Here is a 20,641-nt window from a genome sequence, read left to right on the forward strand (position 1 = left end):
TGACGGCATGGAACGGTCGATCTCCTTAGGGTCGCCCCAACAGCCATCCCCGCCATGGACCTGACGATCGTTGGCTGCGGCTACGTGGGGCTCGCTCTGGCGGAGCGGCTGCAGCCAAGACGCCCCCAGCTGAAGCTGACGCTGACCACCACCAGCAGCGAACGGCTGGAGCAACTCAGGCCCCTCGCCGATCGGGTGGAGCTGTGCGACGCCACCGACCCCGCGCAATTGCGGGACGCCCTGCGGCAGAGCAGCAATGCCGTGTTCTGCCTCGGGCCAAAGGGAGATCGCCAGGTGGATGCCAACGGCTACCGCCACACCTTCGTCGACAGCTTCCGCTGCTTGACGTCGCTGTTGCCACAACTGCCGGAACTGCGGCAGATCGTCTACACGGGCAGTTGCTCGGTATACGGCGATGCCGAGGGGGACTGGGTGGATGAGCAAACGCCACCCGCGCCAGGCCGCGGCCATGGCGATGTTCTGCTGGAAGGCGAACAACTGCTCAACGGCATCAGCGGCCGGCGGGTGTGCATCCTGCGCCTCGGGGCGCTCTATGGCCCTGGCCGCGATCTCGACCGACGCCTGCACGGACTCGCTGGACTGGAACGCCCTGGCAGCGGATCGACCTACAGCAACTGGCTGCATGTGGTGGATGCCGCCGGTGCCCTGGAAGCCGCTATCGATGCTGAATGGGCCGGACTGGTGAATGTGGTCAACGACGAGCCGATTCGGCTGAGGGATCTGGTGGGGCGCAGCCTGCAGCGCCAAGGTCTGGCCCCCGTGCGCTGGCTTGGGCAGGACGAACCGGGTTCAGGAGGCCGACGGATCCGCAACACCCGGCTCAAACAGCTGGGCTACCAGCTGCAGCACCCGCGCCTTGATCAGAGTGGCGTGTTGGCCTCCAGCCAGGTGCCCTGACCAGCGCACCACTCCCGTTTCCAGAACGGGGCCTGGTGCTTGAGTTGCTCCAACAACGCGGCCGAGCAGCGCTGCGCCGCCCCACGGCGATCGGCCTGTACCGCCACCAGCACGATCGGCTCACCGGGGGCAAGCTTGCCCACCCGGTGCAGCACCAGAATCGGCCCCGCCCGGTGCTCCTGCTGCAGACGCAGCGCCATGGCCGTGATCTGACGTTCGCAAAGGCCGGGGAAGTGCTCCAGCTCCAGTGCCTCCAGAGGCCGGCCATCAATGGTGGTGGGACGCACCCGACCAATAAAGATCGCCGCGGCCGCGGCATCACCGCTCCAAAGCGCCAGTTGCTGCCAAGGATCAAAGGGATCCGGGCACACCTCCACACGGCAATCGGTCACGCTTCAACCCCCCGTGAACGGTGGAAGAAAGGCCAACTCATCACCGGCCTGCAATGGCTGATCGGCACCGACCAACTCCTGGTTCACCGCAATGCTGATGCCCTCCAGCGGACCAAGATCCAACTGATTCCAGACCTCACGAACCGTCGAGACGCTTGTTGTGAACGGAAGGGAACGCTCGGCCCAACCGGCGCGTTCTCGCAGGGAAGCGAACAGCAGCACCTTTAGCACCACGTCCATGGCAGCTGGAGCGGTTCTAGCGTCCGAGGGCTCCGCCGCTGTGCCATGGGCCTGTCCATCGCCCTGCTCACCATCTCCGACACACGCACCCTGGCGGACGACAGCAGCGGAGATCAGCTGCAGCGCAGCCTTGAAGACGCGGGGCATCGCCTTCAGGAGCGACAACTCTGCCCAGATGATCGCTATCAAATCCGGCGTGAACTGAGCCGCTGGATCGCCAATCCTGCGGTTGATGTGGTGATCACCAGCGGCGGCACCGGGCTCACCGGCCGCGATGGCACCCCCGAAGCGGTGGCACCGCTGCTGGACAAAACAATCGAAGGATTCGGTGAACTGTTCCGTGTGCTCTCCTTCGAGAGCATTGGCACCAGCACCCTGCAAAGCCGCTGCCTTGCCGGCGTGGCCAACGGCACATTCGTGTTTGTACTGCCGGGATCTCTGGATGCGGTGACCACCGCTTGGAACCGGCTCATCCGGGCTCAACTCGATGCCGACACCCGACCGTGCAACCTGGCTCAGCTCCGGGCTCGGTTGAAGGAATAGAGCGGAACCGAGCGGAGCAGTTCAGAACGGAATCGGCATCGTGACCGCTGCCGGTGTGGGCATACAGGCTTCAACCTGCTGATCAATCACCTCACCCACCACAACGATCGAGGGTGACTTGAAGGCTTCGGCTCGGCATTGATCGGCAACATCAACCAAGGTGGCTTTGAGGCAGCGTTGCCCCGCCACCGTGCCCTGCTGGATCACCGCCACGGGAGTAGTCGCGGCCAAACCACCCGCCATCAGCTCCTCTGCAATCCGGGGCAGGTTGTGCAGCCCCATGTAGATCACCAATCCGTCACTGGCCGCAGCCAGAGCACGCCAATCCACGGAAGGACGGCGCTTGTCGATTTCCTCGTGACCGGTAACGAAGGTCACCGATGACCCCGCCCGCCGGTGGGTGACGGGAATTCCGGCGTAGGCAGGGGCAGCAATGCCAGCGGTGACACCAGGCACCACCTGAACAGGAATGTTCCGCTCCGCCAGGTAAGCGGCTTCTTCCCCTCCACGACCAAACAGGAAGGGATCACCCCCCTTCAAGCGCACCACCGTGCTGTGCTTCTGGGCCATTTCCACGAGCACGGCATTGGTGCTGGGTTGGGGCACCGAATGATGTCCGCGACGCTTGCCGACAAAACGGCGTTCACAGGTTGCCGGCACAAGATCCAGCACTTCCTCGGGCACCAGCGAGTCGTACACCAGGGCATCGCACTGACTCAGCAGCCGATGCGCCTTCAGCGTGAGCAACTCTGGATCGCCGGGACCAGCTCCCACCAGATAAACGGTTCCGGTTTGTTCAGCGGTGGTCACGGCAGAGAAACAAGCAGATCGATCAGGGCCTGGCGGGTGGGGGGATGCTCCAGCAGAGGAGGCAATCCACCAGCTTCGCTCAACGCATCCGTCATCCGGTTTGGCGCGAGGGTTAATGGCAGTGGCCGGGCCCTGGGGTGGCGCTGCTGGAACTCGGGCCAGGCATCAAAAGGAACCAAGGGCAAAGCCAGGCGAGACGCCAGCATCGCGAGGAAGCGATCCGCCACCCCCGGGCGCAAGGGGTGGTGCACCAGCACAGCATCCCGGCGATCAGACGACGGAAGTGCTGAGAGCACAGCGTTCCACCACCTGGTCCAAGAGCCCAGGAAGGGCAGCAAACGCACACTGGCTCCGGATCGATGAAGCCTGTTGCGAATAGCTGGCACATCCGTGCGGGCGTGCGCCCCAGGCAGCAGCAGCAAGGGAACAACCCAAGAGGATTGGGGAAGCGCCGACACAGGTTGTTCAGCCGTCAGCACCTCCAACTGCACGGGCGCCGAGCGCCGCTGAGCCAGAAGGTCTGGCAAAGAGGCCAAACACTCAGGAACAACACCGCCACTGCGGCCATGCACCACCAGATGCAACCCATACCGCCCCTCATCGGAAGCGTCATTCCGTAGCAATGGCCACGGATCGATGACCGCACCGGCTGATGTCATCAGGTTGTTGTGAACGTTAGATGAGTCATGGCGCCCCGCCGTCGTTTTGATCGTGCCCCATTGGACAGCCGCTCCTACCGAGAGCCGCTGGACGGACGGATTGAGCGGTACGACTTCCGAAACGACCGGGACGACGTCCGGGACGACGTCCGGGACGACCGATACAGCCGGGGATACGAGCCCAGTGAGGCCCGTTACGACCGGTACGACCGGTACGACCGAAGCTTCGACCGCCCCGCCGGACCCTCCGAGCTCGACCGAGACTTCGCTGCGATGAAGCGGGTTTGGCAGATGCTCCGTGCCGGAGCGGTGCGCATGGTTGGCGAAATTGGACGCCAATACTGAGGCCGAAGCAGGTTGCCTTTTACGGCCTCGCGGGAACCGTCAGATGTAGCCGGTTTTACAAATCGGACAGAACAAGACCCTGGAGTTGATCAACACCAAAAGTGTTCTCTTTGTTACGGACCAGGGCTGCCTTCGCAGTGTTTATTCAGTCAACCCAACGCTCCCCTTCGTTTTGAAGCGTTGCCGGTCTTCGGGCCATCTCGATTGATTCGCGCCTCGTCTTTGAGCAATTAATCCGCCCAATCGTTAATCGACTTATGACCATTAGCTCTCCCTCCAGGCCCTACCTGGATGGCAAGAAGCTCAACAAGATCGAGCAGAACAAGGCGGCCAAAGATGGCCTGTTGGTCGGCAGCGAAATCGAAAAATTCGCCGAGCTCGGCTGGGAGCAGGTGGATGGAACCGACCTTCAGTTGCGTTTGAAGTGGTACGGCATGTTCTGGCGTCCGAAAACGCCAGGCAAATTCATGCTGCGCCTGCGGGTGCCCAATGGCGTGCTGACGGCCGATCAGCTGCGGGTGGTTGGCTCCATCGTTGAGCGCTACGGCGAAAACGGCAGCTGCGACATCACCACCCGTCAGAACCTGCAACTGCGCGGCGTGCTGCTGGGCGACCTGCCGGAAATCCTCAAACGGCTGAAGGAAGCCGGCCTCAGCACGATCCAATCCGGCTTCGACAACCCCCGCAACGTCACCGGCAACCCCATCGCCGGCATTGATCCCAACGAGATCGTCGACACGCGGCCCTACACCACCGAGCTGCAGAACTTCCTCACCAACAACTGCCAGGGCAACCCGGAGTATTCGAACCTGCCCCGCAAGTGGAACACCGCCGTTGCTGGCGCGAAAGACAACTTCCTGCTCCACAACGACATTGTTTTCCACCCCGTGGAACGGGATGGGGTGATGGGATTTGGCGTCTGGATCGGCGGTGTTCTGTCATCGCAAATGAACGCCTATGCCGTTCCCCTTAACGCCTGGGTGAAGCCAGACGAAATCTGCAAGATGACTGACGCCGTGATCCGGCTCTGGCGTGACAACGGTGAGCGCGACAAGCGCCCTAAAGGCCGCTTCCGCCTCTACCTGGATCAAGTGGGCCACGACGTGTTCCGCAGCCAGGTGGAAGAACTCTTCGGTCCGTTGACCCCCGACCCGGGCTCTGTTTTCAACACCACGCCACGCTCCCACTACGGCTTCCATCCCCAGAAACAGGAGGGGCTCTCCTACGCCGGACTGCACGTTCCGGTGGGTCGCCTAACCGCCCAGGATCTGCAGGATCTCGCAACCGCCAGCCTCAACTATGGCAGCGGCGAGGTGCGTCTTACCGAAGATCAAAACATCATTCTCGTTGGCCTTCCCAACGACAAGCTCGACGCCCTGAAGGCAGACGCCCTGGTGCAACGCTTCCCGCTTGAGCCCGGTCACATCTCTGCAGGAACGGTGTCCTGCACCGGCAACACCTACTGCGGTTTCGCCCTCACCAACACCAAGGACCAAGCCCTGGAAGCGGCCAAGGAACTGGATCAGGAGCTCAATCTTCCTGATGAGCTGAAGATCCACTGGACCGGCTGCCCCAACACTTGCGGCCAGGCCTACATGGGTGCCATCGGCCTCACCGGCACCAAAGCCAAAAACAGTGAAGGCGTGATGGGAGAGGGCTACACGATGACCATCGGTGGGTCCCAAGGAGCCAACCCAAGCATCGGCGAAATCCACCGCAAAGCGATCCCTGCCGATGAGATCAAGGCCGCTCTCAAAGAGGTGTTGATCGAAAAGTTCGGGGCCACCCCTAAGGCCTGATCGCTGCTGTCGCCGTGACGCTTCCTTTTGAAGTCACGGCTCCCCGCATCGACCACTCCCCCTCACCTTCATGGCCAACCGCAACGACGTGTTCTCTCGTTTCGTCAACTGGCTCAGCGCCAGTGGTCGCGACGGAGCCGCCATCAACCGTCAGGGTGGCAGCCCTGATCTGTTCTCCCGACTGATGAACCGCATCAGCGGCTGACATCAAAACCTTCGTCCAACTCTCAATCTCATCTGATGGACTACGTCCTACCCAATGAGCTTGTCGACGGCATGATTGCCGCCGGCGGCAAAAAATCAACGGTCAGCGTGAAGAACCTGCTGATCCGTGGCTTTTACTCCGGGGCCATCCTTGGCCTTGCGGTGATCCTGGCCCTCACAGTGGGCATCACCGTCAAAGCCCCCTTCGTGGGCTCGCTGCTGTTCCCCTTCGGCTTCGCCAGCATCGTGCTGTTCGGCATGGAGCTGGTGACAGGCAACTTCGCCCTGCTGCCGATGGCCACCTGGGCCGGCAAGAGCACCTGGGGTGCCACGTTCCGCAACTGGGTCTGGGTGTGGATCGGCAACTGGATCGGCACCGCCGTTGTGGCCGTGATCATGGCCATCAGCCTCACCAGCGGCACCATGGATGGCGCTGCAGACAACATCGGCCCGCCGATCTGGGATGCCGTAGCCCAGAAAATCATGGCCCTCAATCAAATCAACGTTGAGAAGAAGTACGAGGCCTTGGGAAGCATGGGCTTCTTCCTCGCCTTCCTGCGCGGACTTGTGGCCAACTGGTTGGTTTGCCTGGGCGTGACCATGGCTCTGGTGAGCAAGAGCGTTCCCGGCAAGATCCTGGCCTGCTGGCTTCCCATCACCGCCTTCCAATCGATGGGCATGGAGCACATCGTGGTGAACCAGTTCCTACACACCGCTGGCCCGATCCTCGGTTCAGGAGTCCCCTTCACCAAGGTGATCTTCTGGAACTTCCTGCCTGTCACCCTCGGCAACATCGTGGGCGGCATGGTGTTCATCGGCATGCTCTTCTACAGCACCCATCGCACTCCGATGGATAATGTGCTGCCCACCGAGCACGATGAAAAGCTGGAGCGTGAGCTCGCTGCTGAACTGGGTGCCCGCTGATCCATCCATGAACGACGAAGCCGTTCTCTGGGAACGGCTCGCCCGATCTCGACGCGCTCCTTTGGAGCGTTCTTGGCTGGGGGAGGTCTACTCCCCCAGCCTTTCTGTTGATTTGCGGCGAGCCCTCTGCGAAAAACTGGGGATGCAGGCCGAGCGTGGCTGGCCCGTGATCCAAAACCTCCTCGCCAAACACGGAGTTCTGCCCGATTTGGTGATGGCGGCAGGGCTCTGCCACCAGAGCGAAGCCCGCGATTGGTTGTTGGCTCAACTCGAGCAAACCTCGGACAATGAAGACGCCAACCTGATGGCGGTTCAGGCTCTCGCCTGCTGGGGCGCCGAAGTTCCCGAACCGGTGGTGATGAATTGCCTGCATCACCCGGGGCAACTACACCGACTTGCCGGTCTTCAACTGCTTAGCTTCCGGTCCCACTGCCTGGACGACGGTGAACTGCTGCAGTTCTGCCAAGAGGTTTTGAATGATTTTCGCGATCCAGTCGTTGTGGCCGCCATTCGGGTTCTGCAACGCCGCGATGGCGTGTTGATCAGCGAAAAGCTGGCAGAGCTGTGTCGCAACGGCTCCCTGCCTGTTGCCGAGGCCGCCTTCCGCGCGCTCGGTTGCATCGCCACACCTGCCAGTCAGCGCTGCCTGCTGGAGTTGAGCCAGGAGCTGATTGACGACAGTCGGCGAAAAATGGCCAACACCCAACTGAGCCAACAATTTCGCCAATAAAAAAGCCCCGCAATCGCGGGGCTTGATGTCTTCAATCAAGACACTTGAGTTGTTCACCACTTTTTGTAAGGCAGGAACTTGCCGCACATGGTGATTTTGACGCGATCGCCCTTGGGGTCCTCCACCTTGTCGACATCAAGCGTGAAGTCGATCGCACTCATGATGCCGTCACCAAAGTGTTCCTGAATAACATCTTTCAGAGGCATTCCATAAACCTGCATGATCTCGTAGAAGCGATAGATCAAGGGATCAGTGGGGATCACCGGATCGAGGCTTCCCTTGGTGGGGAACTCCTGCAAAGCGGCGGTGATGGCTGGGTCAAGGGAGAGCAGCTCAGCCAGCTTTTCAGCCTCTTCTTTTGAAGCTGTGGCCTGTCCGTAAAACAGAGATGCAATCCAGACCTCATCAAGGCCTAGGGCTGCTTCCAGATCAGCAAAGCTCATGCCCTTGGCCTTCTTGGCAGCCATCAGGGTGGCGGTGACGGTCTCCTGGGAAGGAGCTGCCAACGACGGGGTCGGGGGAACAGCTGAAACAGTCATGATTGAACGAAAAATTGTTATAGCCGCTTCAAAAACAGCGTTCCAAGCTGGAACGTCTCAGCAGCCTTGAAACTGTTGCGCAAACGCTGACTGAACAATGAAGCATCAACTACAAAACAACATCCTGTTTTGAAGCAAAAAGCACAGCCAACAGTCTCTAAGTAGGGGGAAATTAGTTTCAAAGAAGAAATTTGCAATGAGCCAATTCTTCCAATCCGTGGCGACCCTGCTGCAGGCGCAATTCCTTCCACCAACAACTGCTCCCCAACTGATGCTGGAGCGGCTCTATTACGCCGAAGGACGCCACCACCCACAGCACCCACGCCATGGCAGCTTCGAAGGGCTATCCCGGCTGAGCAGGCCCTGAGCTTTCGTAGCAATTGCTACCCCTGCTGGGTCAGTCGCTCCTGAAGACTGATCACAGCTTGAGGCCGGACCTTTGACGAGCGCAGTTCTCTCCGGCCGAGACCGCTTCAAGCAGCACCTGCGCAAGGTGGGAAGCGGTGAACACACCAGCAAAGGAATGAGTCGCGAGGAAGCGGCTGATGCCATGGAGCTGATGCTGCAGGGCGAAGCGACGCCCGCACAGATCGGCGCCTTCCTGATTGCCCATCGCATCCGACGGCCCGAACCTCAGGAACTCACGGGGATGCTCGACACCTACCAAGCCCATGGCCCGGTGCTGGAATCCACTGCTGGCAGTCGAGCACCGTTGTGTTTCGGCATGCCCTACGACGGGCGCACGCGCACAGCGCCGATTTACCCGCTCACCGCGCTGGTGCTGCTGGCCTGTGGTCAGCCGGTGGTTCTGCAGGGCGGTGACCGGATGCCTATCAAATACGGCGTCACCGCTGTTGATCTGTTCCGCCTTCTAGATCTCGACCTCACAGGTCTGCCGATCAGCGCCGTTGCCGACGGGTTCCAGCAGAACGGTTTCGCCCTGATCCACCAACCGGATCACTTCCCCATTGCGGAAACCCTTATCGGCTACCGCGAAGAACTGGGCAAACGTCCCCCGGTTGCCAGCCTGGAACTGCTCTGGACACCCCACCAAGGCGACCACCTCCTCGTGAGTGGCTTTGTCCACCCACCCACAGAAGCTCGCGCCTGGGAAGCCCTGAGGCAAGCCGGCGAAACCGATGTTCTCACCGTGAAGGGGTTGGAAGGAGGCACCGACCTGCCCATCGGCCGAGCCTGCATCACAGCCCGAGTGCGGAACGGCAAAGCGGAACGATTGATCCTGCACCCCCGTGACCATGGCTGTCACGACGCCGATGTGGAATGGGCTGACGACAACACTTGGGCCGATCAGGCGCGAAACGCCTTGCAGCACAAAGGCCCTCTTTGTGACGCTGTGCGCTGGAACGCCGGCGCCTATCTGTGGTTCTCCGGCTGCAGTGAGTCCCTAGAACAAGGCATTCAACGGGCAGCGTCTGCTCTGCAAACGGGCCAGGCCCAAGCAATGCTCGATCAACTCTGCACTTGGCGGAGCAGCTTGACCATCCGATAACGCTCGAAAGGAACGCCTCCAATCAGGATCGTCTCCGGCACTTCCACACACCAGCCGCGTCGCTCCAGCAACGGTCGGCTGAACTGGCTGGCCTCCGTTCGCAGGTGCCGGACGCCGGACGCCAGCGCATCCGCTTCAATCCGATTCAAAAGCGCATTGCCATGCCCGCGCCTCGAGGCACTACCGCGGCAGTAAAGCAACGACAGACGATCTTCGGGATGGCGGATCGCAAACGCTGAACCATCGGTGGTGAGCCATCCCGAGCCTTCCCGAAAACTCGCGTCGAGCACGCCGGGCAACCAAGCCAGGGCCGCCCAAGCCCTGACTTGTTCATCTGAATAAAGGAGGGGAGCCTGCGATTCGATCGCATCGGCATAGATCTCCCGCAAGAGCGGTTGATCCTCCGGAGCAATCGGACGCAAAGCCATGGCAGCCGCCTGTTGGAATGTGAGTCTCTCCTGCGTGGCAGCAAGCTTGCAGCGTCCTCGGATTCCCACACTGCTCAGCGCGTTTCTCACGCTGCTTAACGACCGGCTCAGCGAAAGCATTGTTTTTCCGCTGTTGCCCTTTCTCCTCGCCCAGTTCGCCCCAGACGGACGAACCCTGGGTCTGTTGGCGGGAAGCTATGCCCTCGCTCAGTTCCTGGTCACCCCGTTGATCGGCGCGCTGAGTGATCGGTACGGCCGCCGCCCCGTGATCAGCATCTGCGTTGCAGGATCCGTCGTGGGACTCGGCCTTTTTGCGGTGACGGTTTCACTGCCTTGGCCCAGCCAAAGCCTGCTTCCCCTGTTGCTGCTGTTCGCAGCTCGGATCATTGACGGCATCAGTGGGGGTACGGCAGCGACGGCCAGCGCGGTGCTGGCGGACATCACTCCTCCCGACAAGCGGGCCCGTGCCTTCGGCTTGATTGGCGTTGCCTTTGGCTTTGGGTTCATCCTTGGGCCCTTTGTTGGCGGGCAACTGGCCCAGGTGGCGGTGTCCCTTCCCGTTTGGGTGGCCACAGGCTTTGCTGCTCTCAACCTCTTGGTGGTGCTCAATCTGCTGCCAGAAACCCATCCTCAGGACTCGCGCAAAAGCCTGCCCAGAAAACGCGATCTAAATCCGTTTGCACGACTCAGCCAGGTGCTGATGAACCCCAGCGTGGGGCGACTGTGCGGAGCTTTTTTCCTGTTCTTTCTGGCCTTCAACGGGTTCACCGCCATCCTGGTGCTCTATTTCAAGCAGCGCTTCGGCTGGGGCCCTGAATTGGCCACCACTGCGTTCCTTGTCGTAGGGGTCGTCGCCACCGTGGTTCAAGGAGGGCTGATCGGGCCCCTGGTGAAACGGTTTGGTGAATGGCGGCTGACCTTACTGGGCCTGGGCCTAGTGATCATTGGATGCCTGCTAATCCCCAGCGTCGGTGCATCCGATCGGGCCGGCGCAATCTTCACCGCCGTCGGCATCCTGGCCCTGGGCACCGGCTTGGTCACACCAAGCCTGCGCAGCCTGGTGTCGCGACGCCTGGGTCGGGAGGGGCAAGGAAGCGCCCTCGGCAGCCTTCAGGCCCTGCAGAGTTTGGGAAGTTTTCTCGGTCCCCCCCTGGCAGGATTGAGCTACGACCTTCTGGGTCCAGTGAGCCCCTTTGCTGCTGCGGCAACCGTGCTGGTAATCGTGATCGGCCTTGTGGCCGGCAGCCCTCTGCCGGCCATCTCCGACACACAACCAAGCCAGTCCTGATTGCTACGTTTCAGCTAAAGACACCAGCGCCGAGCCGATCAGCCCATGTGCGCAGCAGCCTTAGCTCCGGAGCACTACATCAACCGGGAGCTGAGCTGGATTGCCTTCAACGAGAGGGTGCTGGCTCAGGCCCTGGATCCGCGCACACCTCTGCTCGATCAAGCCAAGTTCAGCGCCATCTTCAGCAACAACCTCGACGAATTCTTCATGGTTCGCGTGGCGTCACTGAAGTCTCAGGTGGAGGCGGGCGTCAACAAACCGAGTGAAGATGGCAAATCGCCCTTGGAGCAGCTGCTGGCGATCCGAGAGCGATTGATTCCCCTGCTGCGAGAGCAACAGGTGCATTACCGACAGCACCTGAGGCCGAAGCTGCTGGAACACAGAATTGAGCTGCTGGATTACAAACAGCTCAACGACGACCAACGCCAGTGGGTTGACAACACCTTTCAGACGTCGGTGTTTCCGGTGCTCACTCCCCTGGCAGTGGACCCGGCCCATCCGTTCCCCTTCGTTAGCAACCTGAGCCTGAACGTTGCAGCGGTGGTTGTTGATCCGGAAACGGGACAACGGCAATTTGCACGGGTCAAAGTTCCCCAGAAAAATCTTCCTCGCTTCATCGCCATCCCCTCGAATCTGAGCGGCCAGGAGCACAATCCCGTTCACACCGCAATCGCACTCGAACAGGTGATCGCCTTCAACCTGAAGGAGCTGTTCCCTGGCATGACAATCGAGGGGCACTACTTCTTCCGCGTGACGCGGGATGCAGATCTCGAGCTGAGGGATCTGGAAGCCGACGACCTGATGCTGGCGCTGGAACAGGGATTGCGAAAGCGACGGATGGGCGGAGAGGTGGTGCGCCTCGAGGTGCCCAACGAGATGCCTCAGGACGTGGTGGAGATGCTGATGACGGGACTCAGCGTTGAAGAAGGAGATCTCTACGTGATCGATGGCCCCCTGGGCCTGGACGACCTGCTCAGCCTGACTTCACTACCGCTACCGAACCTCAAGAGCCCAACCCACGGAGGCCAGACGCCGACGCTGCTTGCCCGCAGTCAGCAGCACCTGCTCGACGAGGGAGCGATCAAACCGGATGAGTTCAAATCAATCTTCTCGGTAATTCGCCGTCAGGACATCCTCTTGCACCATCCCTATGAGCTGTTCTCGACAACCGTCGAAGAGTTCATCAACCAGGCGGCGGACGATCCACAGGTGATGGGCATCAAGATGACGCTCTACCGCACCTCAAAAGACTCGCCGATCATCGCTGCACTGATCCGTGCCGCCGAAAACGGCAAGCAAGTGATGGCACTGGTGGAATTGAAAGCACGATTTGACGAAGACAACAACATCCAATGGGCCCGGCACCTGGAGCAGTCCGGGGTGCATGTGGTCTACGGAGTGCTGGGGCTGAAAACCCATACCAAGATTGTTCTGGTGGTGCGCAAGGAGAAGGAAAAGCTTCAGAGCTATGTACACATCGGCACGGGCAACTACAACTCCAAAACCTCCAAGCTCTACACCGACCTGGGCCTACTCACGGCAAACCAGGAACTGGGGCAAGACCTGGTGGAACTGTTTAATTACCTCACCGGTTTTTCTAAGCAGCAAAGTTTTCGTCGCCTGCTCGTGGCCCCCGTCACCCTGCGGAAAGGCATGGAGCTGTTGATCCGCCGCGAAATTGAACATGCTCAGCAGGGCCGAGAGGCTGTGATCCGAGCGAAGATGAATTCGCTTGTGGATCCAACGATCATTGCGCTTCTTTATGAAGCATCCCAAGCCGGAGTGACGATCGAATTGATCATTCGCGGCATGTGCAGCCTCTATCCCAGTCGCGAAGGGCTGAGTGAAAACATTCGGGTGATCAGCATCATCGGCCCGTTCCTGGAACACTCAAGAATCTTTTCGTTCGCCAACGGCGGCGCTCCGGAGGTGTACATCGGCAGTGCCGACTGGATGAGCCGCAACCTCGACCGCCGCATTGAAGCGGTCACACCGATCGAACACCCCGAACATCGCCAGAAACTGGAACGCCTGCTGCAGCTCTACTTCAATGACAACCAGGGCGCCTGGGACATGCAGAGCGACGGCACATTTGTGCAGCGCAAACCCGAAAATGGTGACTCAGAACGTAATTCCCAGATTCAATTGGTAAAAGAATGGAGCAACGGCATCCAAGCCTTGTGATTCTTTTGGTTTTGAGAAGTGAATGCGTCTGTGACGTTCGATACACAACATTGCTTCAAAAACAAACTTGAAGTAGCCACGATCACAGCCAAATCAGTTGCTTTGAAAGGCCAAAGATTCAGCTCCTGAAATTCTTTCGATTCGAAACAGTCAGCGCCGTTGCCTGGTGCTAAGTTCAGCCCAAATTCATTCAGGAGACCAGGGTGATGGGGATCCCTCTGGAATCTTCCGGCACGACAAAAAAGTCGTCTCGGAAGGAACCTGCGTTGCCGTCCACCGGACGTCGACCATCAACTCGACAAGGAGGCCGGCTTGCCACCGACTCCATAGGTTTTTATCTGAGCAGCATCGGACGCATCCCCTTGCTGACGGCAGCTGAAGAAATCGAGCTTGCACATCATGTGCAGGCGATGAAGCAACTTCAGGAGCTACCGGAAGAGGAGCTGACCTCCCGGCATCGCCACAAGATCCGCATGGGCAAACGCGCCCGCGACCGGATGATGGCCGCCAACCTCCGCCTTGTGGTGAGCGTGGCGAAGAAATACCAGAACCAGGGCCTGGAGCTGCTCGATCTGGTTCAGGAAGGTGCCATCGGCCTGGAACGTGCGGTCGACAAGTTCGACCCCGCCATGGGCTACAAATTTTCCACCTATGCCTACTGGTGGATTCGCCAAGGCATGACACGGGCCATCGACAACAGCGCCCGCACCATTCGCCTGCCGATCCACATCAGCGAAAAGCTCTCCAAGATGCGTCGCATCTCCCGGGAGTTGTCCCACCGTTTCGGCCGTCAACCGAATCGGCTGGAATTGGCGAGTGCCATGGGAATCGAACCCCGGGAACTGGAGGATCTGATCTCCCAAAGCGCACCTTGTGCATCACTCGATGCCCATGCCCGTGGCGAGGAAGATCGCAGCACCCTGGGAGAATTGATCCCGGATCCCAACGGTGAAGAGCCGATGGAAGGGATGGATCGCAGCATCCAGAAGGAACATCTGGGAGGCTGGCTGTCGCAGTTGAACGAGCGCGAGCAGAAGATTCTGAAGTTGCGGTTCGGTCTCGGCGGTGAAGAGCCTCTAACCCTTGCGGAAATCGGTCGTCAGATCAATGTGTCCCGTGAGCGCGTTCGACAGCTCGAGGCCAAAGCGATTCTCAAGTTGCGCGCGATGACCAACCACCAACAAGCCGCCTAAGCAACTTGCTTTCCTTCACCGGACCAATCGCCATCCTGATCTGGATGGCGATGGTGACAGTAGGTGCTGTGTTGTGTCGTCGGCTTCGGCCGAACCAACGGGAACTGAGCCGAAAGATTGTGCATATCGGAACCGGAGCCGTGGTTCCTTTGGCCTGGTTCTTTCAAATTCCCTTCGTCGTTGCCCTGCTTGTCGCGGCAGTCATCACCCTTGTGACGGCGTTGAACCACCAATGGCGCTTTATCCCCGCCGTTGAAGATATTGATCGCAACAGCTACGGCACCATTGCCTACGGCATCGCGATCACAATGCTGCTTGTGTTGTTCTGGCCAACCCGAGCCGATGCGGTGTCCGCTGGGGTTCTCGTGATGGCCCTGGGGGATGGCCTTGCAGGGTTGATCGGCCGCAACGTCGAGTCCCCGAAATGGGTTCTTTTTGGTCAGACCAAATCAAGTGTCGGCACGATGACCATGGCCGTTGTCTCAAGCCTGGTGCTGATCGGCCTGGCGCGATGGTCGGGGGCTGACCTGTCCCTTCCGGCAACCCTTGGCATGGTCGCCATCGCAACCGGGCTGGAACAGCTCAGCTGGGGCGGTCTCGACAACCTCAGCGTTCCCCTCAGCGTTGGAGTGCTGTGGAGTCAACTTGTCGTCTGAGCAAAGGCGTTGATGCTCAGGCGGTGACCGTCTGTTTGCGACTGGCCACGGCCGCGGCCAGATCATCCAACAAAGCTTCGGTGGTCTCGAGGCTGATGCAGGCATCAGTGACGCTCTGGCCATAGGTCAGCTGCGTCAGGTCGGCGTTCAGTTTCTGGTTGCCTTCCACCAGATGGCTCTCAATCATCACGCCCATCACGTGGTTGGAGCCACCTCGCAACTGCTCGGCAACGCTGGCCAGGACGTCCGCCTGTCGGCGGAAGTCTTTGTTGCTGTTGGCATGGCTGCAATCCACCATCAGACGATCCTGCAGACCGGCCTTTCTCAACTCGGCTGCGGACTCCTCCACAGCCTCCAGGTGGTAATTGCTGCCTTGGCTGCCGCCACGCAGCACGAGGTGGCCATAGGGATTACCCGTGGTGCTGACGATCGAGGCATGACCCTCGCGATTGATGCCGAGAAAGTGATGCGGCTTCGCTGCCGCCTGCATGGCATTGATCGCGATGGTGGCGCTGCCATTGGTGCTGTTCTTGTAGCCAATCGGCATCGACAGTCCTGAGGCCATTTCACGGTGGGTCTGACTTTCCGTCGTCCTGGCGCCGATTGCAGTCCAGCTGATCAAATCGGCGATGTACTGCGGAACCACAGGATCGAGCAGTTCCGTTGCAGCAGGCATCCCCTCACGGGAGAGATCCAACAGCAATCCCCGAGCCCGCCGCAGACCGGTATTGATGTCGTAGGAGTTATCGAGGTGAGGATCGTTGATCAACCCCTTCCAGCCGACCGTGGTGCGTGGCTTCTCGAAATACACCCTCATCACCACCTCGAGCTGATCCTTCAAGCGCTCGCGGATCGGAGCCAGGCGCTGGGCATACTCCCGGGCAGCTTTGACGTCATGCACGGAGCAGGGACCCACCACCACCAGCAAGCGCTGATCACGGCCACTGAGGATCTCTTGAATGCGCTGGCGAGCGGATGCAACGGTCTCGAGCGCCGCAGCGTCCATGGGCAACTCCTGATGCAACACAGCAGGGGCCACCAAGGGACGTGTCTCCACCACATGCAAATCGGAGGTGGTGGCCATGGCTGGACGCGAGACTCCGACCAAGGCTACGCACCCCGCTCACTTGCAACAGACACGGTCCGGAAGAATGGTGGTCATCCCTGCACAGAGATCTCAATGCTGAGCGCTTACCGCGAGCTGGCCACCGCCCGGGAAGCCCAGGGCGTTCCCGCTCTTCCGCTCAACGCCGAGCAGACCCAGGGACTGACGGAACTGCTGCAAAACCCTCCCGTCGGCGAGGAGGAATTCCTGCTGCACCTGCTCAGCGAACGGATCCCCCCGGGTGTGGATGAAGCCGCTTACGTGAAGGCCACCTGGCTCAGCGCCGTGGCTCAGGGAAACGCCAAGAGCCCCCTGGTGTCACCACTGGAAGCCACCCGCCTGCTGGGAACGATGGTGGGTGGATACAACGTCGCCGCCCTGATCGAGCTGCTGAAGAACTCCGACGCTGCGCTGGCTGGCTGTGCTGCTGAGGGACTCAGCCGAACGCTGCTCGTCTACGACGCATTCAACGAAGTAATGGATCTGGCAGCGGACAACCGCTTTGCCAAGCAAGTTGTGGACAGCTGGGCCGCTGCCGAGTGGTTCACCTCCAAACCTGAACTAGCCGAAAGCATCATCGTGACGGTGTTCAAGGTCGAAGGCGAAACCAACACGGACGATCTGTCACCGGCCACCCACGCCACCACCCGGCCGGACATCCCCATCCATGCCCTAGCGATGCTCGAGACCCGGGATCCAGAGGGCCTGAAGACCATCGCGACCCTGAAAGAAAAAGGCCATCCCGTGGCCTACGTCGGCGACGTGGTGGGCACCGGCAGCTCGCGCAAGAGCGCCATCAATTCAGTGCTCTGGCACACCGGCAATGACATCCCCCATGTGCCTAACAAACGGGCGGGCGGCGTGATCCTTGGCGGCAAGATCGCCCCGATCTTTTTCAACACCGCTGAAGACTCCGGTGCCCTGCCGATCGAATGCGATGTCAGCGAACTGAACACCGGTGATGTGATCACCATTCGCCCCCACGCCGGCACAATCGAACGGGACGGCAGCGTGGTGAGTCGGTTCGACCTGAAACCCACCACGATCAGCGACGAGGTACGAGCCGGCGGTCGCATCCCCCTGATGATCGGTCGCGCCTTGACCGACAAAGTGCGGGCCAAACTTGGCCTCACCCCTTCGGATCTGTTCATCCGCCCCTCAGCCCCGGCAGACACCGGTAACGGCTTCACCCTGGCGCAAAAAATGGTGGGCAAGGCCTGCGGTCTCGCGGGCGTCCGACCCGGCACCAGCTGCGAACCGCTGATGACCACCGTCGGCTCCCAGGACACCACCGGCCCGATGACGCGGGACGAAATGAAGGAACTGGCCTGCCTGGGCTTCTCCTCCGACCTGGTGATGCAGAGCTTCTGCCACACCGCTGCCTATCCGAAGCCGGTGGATCTGCAGACCCAGAACGAACTGCCCGACTTCTTTGCCCAGCGCGGTGGCGTGGCCCTCCGGCCAGGTGACGGCATCATCCACAGCTGGCTGAACCGGATGCTTCTGCCCGACACCGTCGGCACCGGCGGCGATAGCCACACCCGCTTCCCCCTCGGCATTTCCTTCCCAGGCGGCTCTGGGGTTGTGGCCTTTGCGGCCGCTATCGGCGCCATGCCGCTGGACATGCCGGAATCGGTTCTGGTGCGCTTCAGCGGATCCCTGCAACCGGGCGTCACGCTTCGGGATGTGGTGAATGCCATCCCCTGGGTGGCCATTCAACGAGGACTGCTCACCGTTGAAAAGGCCAACAAGAAAAACCTTTTCAACGGCCGGATCATGGAGATCGAAGGTCTGCCCGACCTGAAGCTGGAACAGGCCTTCGAACTCACCGATGCCAGTGCCGAGCGCTCCTGCGCAGGCTGCACGATCAAGCTCTCGGAAGACACGGTGAGCGAATACCTGCGCAGCAACGTGGCGCTGCTTAAAAACATGATCGCCCGCGGCTACAGCGACGCCCGCACCCTGGCCCGCCGGATCAAGGAGATGGAGGCCTGGCTGGCGAACCCGCAGCTGATGAGCGCTGACGCTGACGCTGAGTACGCGGAAGTGCTGGAGATCAACCTCGACGAGCTCACCGAACCGGTGGTGGCCTGCCCCAACGACCCCGACAACGTGAAGCTGCTCAGCGAGGTGGCTGGTGACCCTGTGCAGGAGGTGTTCATCGGCTCCTGCATGACCAACATCGGCCATTACCGCGCCGCGGCCAAGGTGCTGGAAGGCGCCGGCCAGAACACGGCGCGCCTCTGGGTCTGCCCCCCAACGCGGATGGACGAGGAGACCCTGAAAGAAGAGGGCTACTACGCCACCTTCGAAGCCGCAGGGTCCCGCATGGAGATGCCGGGTTGCTCCCTCTGCATGGGCAACCAGGCCCGCGTGGAGGACAACACCACCGTGTTCTCCACCAGCACCCGCAACTTCAACAACCGCCTGGGCAAAGGTGCTCAGGTTTACCTTGGCAGCGCCGAACTGGCCGCCGTCTGCGCCCAGCTAGGACGCATCCCCACCCCAGACGAATACCGAAGCATTGCAGCCGAGAAGATCGATCCCCTCTCAGACGAGCTCTACCGCTACCTGAACTTCGATCAAATCAGCGGCTTTGAAGACCAGGGGCGCGTGGTCAGCGCTGACGACGAAGCAACCGTTCTGGCTCAGGCCTGATCCCTGATCACCTCATCTGTGCCATCCCTAAGCGAACCCAAACAACGACGCCACCTCCTGGGCTCCAGCCGGAGCATCAGGAGATTGTTGGAACGCCGCTGGCTGGTGGTGGTTTTGGCTCTGGCGCTCACGGGCCTTGGGGCTGCCATCACCGGCCTGCTGTTCACCAGCGGCATCAACCTGCTGCGGAATTGGCGGCTCGACCTGCTCGATGAATTTCCAGCCTGGGTGGTACTACCCGCCCTCGGCGCCATCGGCGGCATGGTCTCGGCCTGGTTGATCACCAACCTGTCTCCGGCCGCTGGCGGAGCCGGGATCACCCATATCATGGGATTCCTGCGCCACCGGTCAGTTCCGATGGGGCTTCGGGTGGGCCTGGTGAAACTGGTGGCCGGCATCATTGCCATTGGCTCGGGTTTCCCCCTGGGCCCGGAAGGCCCCGCCGTTCAGATGGGCGGCTCCGTGGCCTGGCAGATGTCCCGCTGGCTGCGGGCACCGGTGGCCTTTCGCAGGGTGATTGTGGCCGCCGGTGGTGGTGCCGGTATTGCCGCCGTGTTCAGTGCTCCCATCGGTGGATTCATCTATGCGATAGAGGAGCTGCTCCACTCCGCCAGGCCCGTGGTGCTGCTGCTGGTGATCATCACCACCTTCTCGGCCGACACCCTGGCGGATGTGCTCGGCTATCTCGGCCTCAACCCCGGGGGCGGCGGGCTCAACAGCACCATCGGGTTTCAACTGGAGCGGGAGTACACCCCCCTGGTGCGCTTCCTGCCGGTGGATCTGCTGTATCTGGTGGCACTCGGTGTGGTGATCGGTGTGCTGGCGGAGCTTTACACCCGCTATGTGCTCACCATGCAGCGGCAGGGCAACCGTTGGTTTGGGGACCGACTGATCCTGCGCATGACCTTGAGCGGGCTCGTGCTGGGCTGCGTCTATGCAGCCCTACCGGATGCCTTCCATAACCCCAGCGAACTGAAGCACCTGATTGGAGCCGGAAAAGCCGATATCAGCCTGGCCCTCGCCAGCTTTGTGGTGCTCTTCTTCAGCACCGGACTGGCGGCGGGCTCAGGAGCGCCAGGGGGACTGTTCATGCCGATGCTGACGCTGGGAGGGGCCATTGGCTTGGCCGGTGGATCTGGCGTTGAGGCCCTCACCGGCCACGTACCCACCACCTATGTGTTCGCGGGCATGGGCGCCTTCGTTGCAGGCTGTTCTCGCACGCCGATCTCGGCGATGTTCCTGGCCTTTGCCCTCACCAAGGATCTGCTGATCCTCAAACCGATCCTGGTGGCCTGTCTCACCAGCTTCGTGATCGCCCGAATGTTCCACCCCCACTCTATTTACGAACGTCAGATGGGCATGGAACTCGACGCTGAAGATCGGATGGCCATGAAGCTCAACCGCTACAGACGTCCGTTCACGCCGCCAACCCTGCCATCAGGCCCTACAGGAGGCCCCAGCTGAACCAGGAAACGCTGCTGTTCGATCCGGCCACGCCGGAACCCGGAGCCCTGCG

At 60.8% G+C, this 20,641-nt stretch carries 22 protein-coding genes; 15 read left to right on the forward strand and 7 right to left on the reverse strand.

The annotated features are described in order from the left end of the window. Window positions 1-54 precede the first annotated feature (54 nt). Window positions 55-918 carry an NAD-dependent epimerase/dehydratase family protein gene (locus Syncc8109_RS11085; protein WP_006849808.1) on the forward strand — a complete coding sequence of 288 codons (864 nt, stop codon included), beginning with the start codon at window positions 55-57 and terminating at the stop codon, window positions 916-918. Here the strand turns inward: Syncc8109_RS11085 and Syncc8109_RS11090 are convergent. Then, window positions 882-1,310, reverse strand: coding sequence for a molybdenum cofactor biosynthesis protein MoaE (locus Syncc8109_RS11090; RefSeq protein WP_006851258.1), 429 nt, complete (start codon window positions 1,308-1,310; stop codon window positions 882-884). The genes Syncc8109_RS11085 and Syncc8109_RS11090 overlap by 37 nt on opposite strands. 3 nt (window positions 1,311-1,313) lie before the next feature. Further along, window positions 1,314-1,550, reverse strand: a complete 237-nt coding sequence (locus tag Syncc8109_RS11095) for a MoaD/ThiS family protein (RefSeq protein WP_006850371.1) — start codon at window positions 1,548-1,550, stop codon at window positions 1,314-1,316. A 45-nt stretch (window positions 1,551-1,595) separates the two neighbouring features. Here Syncc8109_RS11095 and moaB point away from each other — a divergent pair, with 45 nt between their 5' ends. After that, window positions 1,596-2,093, forward strand: a complete 498-nt coding sequence (gene moaB / locus Syncc8109_RS11100) for a molybdenum cofactor biosynthesis protein B (RefSeq protein ID WP_006850962.1) — start codon at window positions 1,596-1,598, stop codon at window positions 2,091-2,093. 21 nt (window positions 2,094-2,114) lie between these two features. On the opposite strand, the gene cobA is transcribed toward moaB, so the two are convergent. Both cobA and Syncc8109_RS11110 read right to left on the reverse strand, forming a co-directional pair. Then, entirely contained in the window at window positions 2,115-2,903 is a 789-nt protein-coding gene (gene cobA, locus Syncc8109_RS11105; protein ID WP_006851537.1) for a uroporphyrinogen-III C-methyltransferase, read from the reverse strand. After that, window positions 2,900-3,562, reverse strand: a complete 663-nt coding sequence (locus Syncc8109_RS11110; protein ID WP_006849820.1) for a hypothetical protein — start codon at window positions 3,560-3,562, stop codon at window positions 2,900-2,902. The genes cobA and Syncc8109_RS11110 overlap by 4 nt, the downstream gene beginning before the upstream one ends. 27 nt (window positions 3,563-3,589) lie before the next feature. Between Syncc8109_RS11110 and Syncc8109_RS11115 the strand changes: the two genes are divergently transcribed. From Syncc8109_RS11115 to Syncc8109_RS11135, 5 genes are all read left to right on the forward strand, one after another. Further along, window positions 3,590-3,907 (forward strand): hypothetical protein, encoded by a 318-nt coding sequence (locus Syncc8109_RS11115; protein WP_006851232.1) that lies wholly within the window; start codon window positions 3,590-3,592, stop codon window positions 3,905-3,907. Window positions 3,908-4,164: 257 nt separating this feature from the next. Continuing rightward, window positions 4,165-5,706, forward strand: a complete 1,542-nt coding sequence (locus tag Syncc8109_RS11120; RefSeq protein WP_006850363.1) for a ferredoxin--nitrite reductase — start codon at window positions 4,165-4,167, stop codon at window positions 5,704-5,706. Between the two features lie 70 nt (window positions 5,707-5,776). Next, on the forward strand, window positions 5,777-5,911 hold the full coding sequence (locus tag Syncc8109_RS11125) for a hypothetical protein (RefSeq protein WP_006851080.1): 135 nt from the start codon (window positions 5,777-5,779) through the stop codon (window positions 5,909-5,911). A gap of 35 nt (window positions 5,912-5,946) precedes the next feature. After that, window positions 5,947-6,834, forward strand: a complete 888-nt coding sequence (locus tag Syncc8109_RS11130) for a formate/nitrite transporter family protein (RefSeq protein ID WP_006851774.1) — start codon at window positions 5,947-5,949, stop codon at window positions 6,832-6,834. Window positions 6,835-6,841: 7 nt separating this feature from the next. Then, entirely contained in the window at window positions 6,842-7,564 is a 723-nt protein-coding gene (locus tag Syncc8109_RS11135) for a HEAT repeat domain-containing protein (protein WP_006849927.1), read from the forward strand. Window positions 7,565-7,617: 53 nt separating this feature from the next. Here the strand turns inward: Syncc8109_RS11135 and cynS are convergent, their stop codons facing one another. After that, window positions 7,618-8,031, reverse strand: coding sequence for a cyanase (gene cynS, locus Syncc8109_RS11140; protein ID WP_045173001.1), 414 nt, complete (start codon window positions 8,029-8,031; stop codon window positions 7,618-7,620). A 268-nt stretch (window positions 8,032-8,299) separates the two neighbouring features. Here cynS and Syncc8109_RS11145 point away from each other — a divergent pair, with 268 nt between their 5' ends. Together Syncc8109_RS11145 and Syncc8109_RS11150 are read left to right on the forward strand one after the other, a co-directional pair. After that, complete coding sequence (locus Syncc8109_RS11145) at window positions 8,300-8,470, forward strand: hypothetical protein (RefSeq protein ID WP_006850879.1); 171 nt, start codon at window positions 8,300-8,302, stop codon at window positions 8,468-8,470. Between the two features lie 72 nt (window positions 8,471-8,542). Next, window positions 8,543-9,613 (forward strand): anthranilate phosphoribosyltransferase family protein, encoded by a 1,071-nt coding sequence (locus tag Syncc8109_RS11150; protein WP_006850897.1) that lies wholly within the window; start codon window positions 8,543-8,545, stop codon window positions 9,611-9,613. Here the strand turns inward: Syncc8109_RS11150 and Syncc8109_RS11155 are convergent. Further along, window positions 9,574-10,041, reverse strand: coding sequence for a GNAT family N-acetyltransferase (locus Syncc8109_RS11155; protein ID WP_006851717.1), 468 nt, complete (start codon window positions 10,039-10,041; stop codon window positions 9,574-9,576). The two genes, Syncc8109_RS11150 and Syncc8109_RS11155, sit on opposite strands and share 40 nt — an antisense overlap. Between Syncc8109_RS11155 and Syncc8109_RS11160 the strand changes: the two genes are divergently transcribed. The 4 genes from Syncc8109_RS11160 to Syncc8109_RS11175 all read left to right on the forward strand — a co-directional run bounded on the left by Syncc8109_RS11160 (window position 10,040) and on the right by Syncc8109_RS11175 (window position 15,362). Beyond that, entirely contained in the window at window positions 10,040-11,329 is a 1,290-nt protein-coding gene (locus tag Syncc8109_RS11160) for a tetracycline resistance MFS efflux pump (RefSeq protein WP_045172831.1), read from the forward strand. The two genes, Syncc8109_RS11155 and Syncc8109_RS11160, sit on opposite strands and share 2 nt — an antisense overlap. Window positions 11,330-11,374: 45 nt before the next feature. Continuing rightward, window positions 11,375-13,513: a polyphosphate kinase 1 gene (gene ppk1, locus Syncc8109_RS11165; RefSeq protein ID WP_006849667.1), complete on the forward strand. Its 2,139-nt coding sequence runs from the start codon at window positions 11,375-11,377 to the stop codon at window positions 13,511-13,513. Between the two features lie 206 nt (window positions 13,514-13,719). Further along, window positions 13,720-14,706 (forward strand): RpoD/SigA family RNA polymerase sigma factor, encoded by a 987-nt coding sequence (locus Syncc8109_RS11170; RefSeq protein ID WP_025362584.1) that lies wholly within the window; start codon window positions 13,720-13,722, stop codon window positions 14,704-14,706. A 5-nt stretch (window positions 14,707-14,711) separates the two neighbouring features. Then, complete coding sequence (locus tag Syncc8109_RS11175; RefSeq protein WP_006851145.1) at window positions 14,712-15,362, forward strand: diacylglycerol/polyprenol kinase family protein; 651 nt, start codon at window positions 14,712-14,714, stop codon at window positions 15,360-15,362. Window positions 15,363-15,378: 16 nt separating this feature from the next. Here Syncc8109_RS11175 and Syncc8109_RS11180 read toward each other — a convergent pair whose 3' ends face one another. Next, entirely contained in the window at window positions 15,379-16,446 is a 1,068-nt protein-coding gene (locus Syncc8109_RS11180; protein ID WP_006850423.1) for a 3-deoxy-7-phosphoheptulonate synthase, read from the reverse strand. Between the two features lie 96 nt (window positions 16,447-16,542). Between Syncc8109_RS11180 and acnB the strand changes: the two genes are divergently transcribed. Together acnB and Syncc8109_RS11190 are read left to right on the forward strand one after the other, a co-directional pair. Continuing rightward, window positions 16,543-19,125, forward strand: a complete 2,583-nt coding sequence (gene acnB / locus Syncc8109_RS11185) for a bifunctional aconitate hydratase 2/2-methylisocitrate dehydratase (RefSeq protein WP_006851991.1) — start codon at window positions 16,543-16,545, stop codon at window positions 19,123-19,125. Window positions 19,126-19,143: 18 nt separating this feature from the next. Continuing rightward, a complete protein-coding gene (locus Syncc8109_RS11190; RefSeq protein WP_025362585.1) occupies window positions 19,144-20,589 on the forward strand; it encodes a ClC family H(+)/Cl(-) exchange transporter in 1,446 nt (481 codons plus the stop codon). Window positions 20,590-20,641: the final 52 nt, after the last annotated feature.

Origin of the sequence: Synechococcus sp. WH 8109 (assembly GCF_000161795.2) — a bacterium.
Lineage (GTDB): Bacteria > Cyanobacteriota > Cyanobacteriia > PCC-6307 > Cyanobiaceae > Parasynechococcus.

Excerpts from the sequence above, each read along its gene's own strand:
- Syncc8109_RS11085 (WP_006849808.1), top strand. The coding sequence starts at position 55 with ATGGACCTGACGATCGTTGGCTGCGGCTACGTGGGGCTCGCTCTGGCG.
- Syncc8109_RS11095 (WP_006850371.1), bottom strand. The coding sequence starts at position 1,550 with ATGGACGTGGTGCTAAAGGTGCTGCTGTTCGCTTCCCTGCGAGAACGC.
- moaB (WP_006850962.1), top strand. The coding sequence starts at position 1,596 with ATGGGCCTGTCCATCGCCCTGCTCACCATCTCCGACACACGCACCCTG.
- Syncc8109_RS11110 (WP_006849820.1), bottom strand. The coding sequence starts at position 3,562 with ATGACATCAGCCGGTGCGGTCATCGATCCGTGGCCATTGCTACGGAAT.
- Syncc8109_RS11115 (WP_006851232.1), top strand. The coding sequence starts at position 3,590 with ATGGCGCCCCGCCGTCGTTTTGATCGTGCCCCATTGGACAGCCGCTCC.
- Syncc8109_RS11120 (WP_006850363.1), top strand. The coding sequence starts at position 4,165 with ATGACCATTAGCTCTCCCTCCAGGCCCTACCTGGATGGCAAGAAGCTC.
- Syncc8109_RS11125 (WP_006851080.1), top strand. The coding sequence starts at position 5,777 with ATGGCCAACCGCAACGACGTGTTCTCTCGTTTCGTCAACTGGCTCAGC.
- Syncc8109_RS11130 (WP_006851774.1), top strand. The coding sequence starts at position 5,947 with ATGGACTACGTCCTACCCAATGAGCTTGTCGACGGCATGATTGCCGCC.
- Syncc8109_RS11135 (WP_006849927.1), top strand. The coding sequence starts at position 6,842 with ATGAACGACGAAGCCGTTCTCTGGGAACGGCTCGCCCGATCTCGACGC.
- cynS (WP_045173001.1), bottom strand. The coding sequence starts at position 8,031 with ATGGCTGCCAAGAAGGCCAAGGGCATGAGCTTTGCTGATCTGGAAGCA.
- Syncc8109_RS11145 (WP_006850879.1), top strand. The coding sequence starts at position 8,300 with ATGAGCCAATTCTTCCAATCCGTGGCGACCCTGCTGCAGGCGCAATTC.
- Syncc8109_RS11160 (WP_045172831.1), top strand. The coding sequence starts at position 10,040 with ATGGCAGCCGCCTGTTGGAATGTGAGTCTCTCCTGCGTGGCAGCAAGC.
- Syncc8109_RS11155 (WP_006851717.1), bottom strand. The coding sequence starts at position 10,041 with ATGGCTTTGCGTCCGATTGCTCCGGAGGATCAACCGCTCTTGCGGGAG.
- ppk1 (WP_006849667.1), top strand. The coding sequence starts at position 11,375 with ATGTGCGCAGCAGCCTTAGCTCCGGAGCACTACATCAACCGGGAGCTG.
- Syncc8109_RS11170 (WP_025362584.1), top strand. The coding sequence starts at position 13,720 with ATGGGGATCCCTCTGGAATCTTCCGGCACGACAAAAAAGTCGTCTCGG.
- Syncc8109_RS11180 (WP_006850423.1), bottom strand. The coding sequence starts at position 16,446 with ATGGCCACCACCTCCGATTTGCATGTGGTGGAGACACGTCCCTTGGTG.
- acnB (WP_006851991.1), top strand. The coding sequence starts at position 16,543 with ATGCTGAGCGCTTACCGCGAGCTGGCCACCGCCCGGGAAGCCCAGGGC.